Here is a 4,039-nt window from a genome sequence, read left to right as displayed (position 1 = left end):
GGCCATCGCCGGGGTACCGGAGGTGTTGCGCTTCGACGCGTCGCGGGTGCTGATGGTGGCCTACCGGACCACGCCGTCGGCCGGGCCGCCCCTCGCTGCCGGCACGGCGACCGCGATCAGCGTGCCGGCCTGGTCCTATCCGACGGGCTACCAGGTGCAGGTCACCGGGGCGCGGGTAACGTCCGCGCCCGGGGCTGGTCTGCTCTGCCTCGTCAATGATCCCGGCGCCGCCCGGGTCGAGGTCCGGGTCTCCCCGGCGACCGGTCCCGCGGTGACTCCGCCGTCCGTCGCGGGTGCGGCCGGCTGCCGCGCGACGCCGGCGATCGTCCCGGCAGGAGGGCGGTCGCCGGCGTCGGGCGGTCCGCGGGCGGCGGCGTCCGGGGATGACGCCACGGAGGAGTACTCCGGGCCGCTGCTGTGGCTGCTGCCGTTGATCGGTGCCGCCCTGGCGGCGCTGCTGCTCGGGGCCTTGCTGCGCCCGTGGCGCCGACGCTCGGGCCCTGGCCCGGGGTGGTCCGCGGCCGAGCCGCCGACCATGGCGGACACCTTGGTCGGAGGAGACTGAGCCGGTGGGAACCCGCTTCTTTTACGACACCGAGTTCATCGAACGCACCGACACCGGTCATCACTGGCTCGATCTGGTCAGCATCGGAATCGTCAGCGAGGACGGCACACAGCGGTACTATGCCGTGTCGACCGAGTTCGACCCGTCGTGGGCCGTGCCCTGGGTCCGTCGCAACGTCATCGACCAGCTGCCGTCGCCGTCGGGCGAGGCGTGGAAGCCGCGGGCCCGAATCCGTGACGAGGTCGCCGCGCTGTTGACCGCGGGCGGTACCCCCGAGCTGTGGGCCTGGTACGGGGCCTATGACCACGTGGTGCTCTGCCAGCTCTTCGGTACGATGACCGCCCTGCCCGCCCAGCTGCCCCGCTTCACCCGGGACCTGCGTCAGCTGTGGGAGGAAGTGGGCCGGCCGGTTCTTCCTGCACCGCCGCCCAACGCCCACGATGCGCTCGCTGACGCCTTGCACAACCTCGCCCGGTGGCGGGTTCTCGCCCCGCTGCGCGCCCAGGTCGCCGCCGTCTCGGACCCATCCCGATGAGTCACCCATCCCGATGAGTCGATGACGCGGCCGCGGCGGCCTATCGTCGCCACGCCACGTAACCACAATGTTGTCCTGAAGCACGGCCATCCCGCTACGCTGCCGCCGGAGAAAGCGGTGTACGGTCGACGGGAGGACTCGGGATGAGGATCGGCGTACTGACCGGTGGCGGCGACTGCCCGGGACTCAACGCGGTGATCCGGGCCGTCGTGCGCAAGGGAGAGAGCGTCTACGGCCACAGCTTCGTCGGGTACCGGGACGGCTGGCGGGGGCCGCTGACCGGCGAGACGGTCCCTCTGGACATCGCGGCCGTGCGGGGGATCCTCCCGCGCGGCGGCACGATCCTCGGCTCCAGCCGCACGAATCCCTACGCCGCCGTGGACGGGCCCGCGCTGGTGCGCGAGCACCTCGCCGCCGCCGCGGTGGACGCGCTCATCGCGATCGGCGGGGAGGACACCCTGGGGGTGGCCGCCCAGCTGCACGCCGAGGGACTGCCCGTGGTCGGAGTACCCAAGACCATCGACAACGACCTCTCCGCGACGGACTACACCTTCGGTTTCGACACCGCGGTCAACATCGCCACGGAGGCGATTGACCGGCTGCACACCACCGCGGAAAGCCATCACCGGGTGTTGATCGTTGAGGTCATGGGCCGCCATGCCGGGTGGATCGCCCTGCACAGCGGCATGGCGGGGGGAGCCAACGTCATTCTCATCCCGGAGCGGCCGTTCGATTTCGACAAGGTGTGCGCCTTCGTCGAGGCTCGATTTGCCACCCACTACGCGCCGATCATCGTCGCGGCCGAGGGCGCCGTCCCGATCACGGGCACCATGGTCGCCAGGGAGGGCGAGGTCGATGCCTTCGGGCATGTCCGCCTGCAGGGCATCGGGGCGGTCCTGGAGACCGAGATCCGCGCCCGCACTGGTCGTGACGCGCGTGCCACGGTGCTCGGGCATCTGCAGCGCGGCGGCACGCCCACGGCCTTCGACCGGTGGCTCGCGACGCGTTTCGGACTGCACGCCGTCGACGCCGTGCACGAAGGCGACTTCGGGGTGATGGTCGCCCTGCACGGCACCCGCATCGACCGGGTTCCGCTGCAGGATGCGACCCGTGAGCTCAAGACGGTGCCCGAGGAACTCTACCACGAGGCCGAGATCTTCTTCGGCTGACCAGGGAAGGGGCGGGCCGTCGGGCCGGACCCGGTCCGGGAACCAATCCCGGTCCGGGAGCCAGGGCTGGGTGCCGATTCCCGGGCGGATGCCTGTCCGAAGGAAGATGCCGATTCCCCGGAAAAATGTCGGGCGATGGTGACCGCCCGAACTCGACTGGGCCCGTACCCTGGTATCGTGAGCGTACTGGATCTCTGGCGGACTCTTCCGGCCAAGCAGCAGCCGTCCTGGCCTGACCCGGCAGAGTTGAGAGCCGCCTACGACCAGCTTGCGGCCCTCCCCCCGCTGGTCACCGCGCCCGAGGTTCGGTCCCTGACCGACCGTCTCGCGCTGGTTGCTCGGGGCGAGGCGTTCCTGTTGCAGGGCGGTGACTGCGCCGAGACCTTCGTGGCGAACACCGCCGACAAGATTCGGGACAAGGTCAAGACGCTGCTGCAGATGGCGGTCGTCCTCACCTATGGCGCGAGCACGCCGGTGGTGAAGGTCGCCCGCATCGCCGGGCAGTACGCCAAGCCGCGGTCCGCGGACATCGAGGCCAGCACCGGGCTGCCCTCCTACCGGGGCGACGCCGTCAACGACATCGCGCCCACGGCCGCCGCGCGGCGGCCCGATCCGATGCGGATGGTCGCCGCCTACCATCAGAGCGCAGTCGCGCTGAACCTCGTGCGGGCCTTCGCCACCGGCGGTTTCGCCGACCTGTCGAAGGTCCACGAGTGGAACAAGGCGTTCGTGCGGGATTCCGCGGCGGGTCGCCGCTACGAGGTGATGGCGACGGACATCGAGCGTGCCCTCGCCTTCATGGCCGCCTGTGGCATCGACCTCGATCGGACCGCCGCGCTGAGCGGGGTCGAGCTGTTCACGAGTCACGAGGGCCTTCTGCTGGAGTATGAGCGTGCTCTGACCCGGATCGAGGACGCCACCGGCGATCCGTACGACCTGTCCGCCCACATGATCTGGATCGGCGAGCGGACCCGGGACCTCGACGGTGCCCATGTCAACCTGCTGTCCCGGGTGGGCAATCCGATCGGCTGCAAGATCGGGCCGAAGGCTGGCCCGGACGAGGTCCTCGAGCTTGCCGAGCGGCTCAACCCCGACCATGTCCCCGGCCGGCTCACCCTGATCTCCCGGATGGGGGCGAAGCGGGTCCGGGACACGTTGCCCTCGATCATCGAGAAGGTCAACGCTGCCGGGCCGCCCGTGGTGTGGTCGTGCGATCCGATGCACGGCAACACCCGTGACGTGGGCGGCGTCAAGACGCGCCACTTCGACGATGTCCTCGACGAGGTCTTCGGCTTCTTCGAGGTCCACAAGGCGTTGGGCACCCACCCCGGTGGCCTGCACATCGAGCTGACCGGGGAGAACGTCACCGAGTGCCTCGGTGGGGCCGAACTCATCGGGGAAGACGACCTCGGCGGCCGTTACGAGACCGCCTGCGACCCACGTCTGAACACCGGGCAGGCGCTGGAACTGGCCTTCCTCGTCGCCGAGATGCTGCAGAACACCCGGGGAGAACGCGGCGCCGTGGCCCTCGTGGGCTAACGGGATCCCGGCGTCGGTACCCCGTCCGGGGGGCTCTGCGGCGAGGGCGCGCCTACCGTGGTCGGCGTGGCATCGGAGGCGGTGGTGTCGTCTGCCGGGGTCGTGGCGTCTGCCGGGGTCGTGGCGGGAGCCGCGTCGGTGCCCCGCCTGCCGGGCGGGTTGGCTGATTCGGTGATGATCAGCTCTGGTGAGGCGGAGACCGACGCCGATGACGGTGCCGGGGTTGTGGCG

Annotated in this window: 3 protein-coding genes and 1 pseudogene; all 4 read left to right on the top strand. The window is 70.6% G+C overall.

The window, feature by feature from the left end; all coding sequences use genetic code 11:
• Window positions 1–565 (top strand): annotated as a pseudogene (locus tag AC08OP_RS22115) (hypothetical protein); the annotation flags it as partial.
• A 4-nt stretch (window positions 566–569) separates the two neighbouring features.
• Window positions 570–1,100 carry a polyadenylate-specific 3'-exoribonuclease AS gene (locus tag AC08OP_RS22110; protein WP_476615937.1) on the top strand — a complete coding sequence of 177 codons (531 nt, stop codon included), beginning with the start codon at window positions 570–572 and terminating at the stop codon, window positions 1,098–1,100.
• 143 nt (window positions 1,101–1,243) lie between these two features.
• Window positions 1,244–2,269 carry a 6-phosphofructokinase gene (locus AC08OP_RS22105; RefSeq protein ID WP_462203892.1) on the top strand — a complete coding sequence of 342 codons (1,026 nt, stop codon included), beginning with the start codon at window positions 1,244–1,246 and terminating at the stop codon, window positions 2,267–2,269.
• A 135-nt stretch (window positions 2,270–2,404) separates the two neighbouring features.
• Window positions 2,405–3,808, top strand: coding sequence for a class II 3-deoxy-7-phosphoheptulonate synthase (locus AC08OP_RS22100; protein WP_476615936.1), 1,404 nt, complete (start codon window positions 2,405–2,407; stop codon window positions 3,806–3,808).
• The last annotated feature ends 231 nt before the right edge of the window (window positions 3,809–4,039 follow it).

It is taken from the genome of Frankia sp. CeRuru1 (assembly GCF_977966315.1).
The sequence above is the reverse complement of the archived record's forward strand: the minus strand, read 5'-3'. Positions and strand labels throughout refer to the sequence as shown.

Excerpts from the sequence above, each read along its gene's own strand:
- AC08OP_RS22105 (WP_462203892.1), top strand. The coding sequence starts at position 1,244 with ATGAGGATCGGCGTACTGACCGGTGGCGGCGACTGCCCGGGACTCAAC.
- AC08OP_RS22100 (WP_476615936.1), top strand. The coding sequence starts at position 2,405 with ATGGTGACCGCCCGAACTCGACTGGGCCCGTACCCTGGTATCGTGAGC.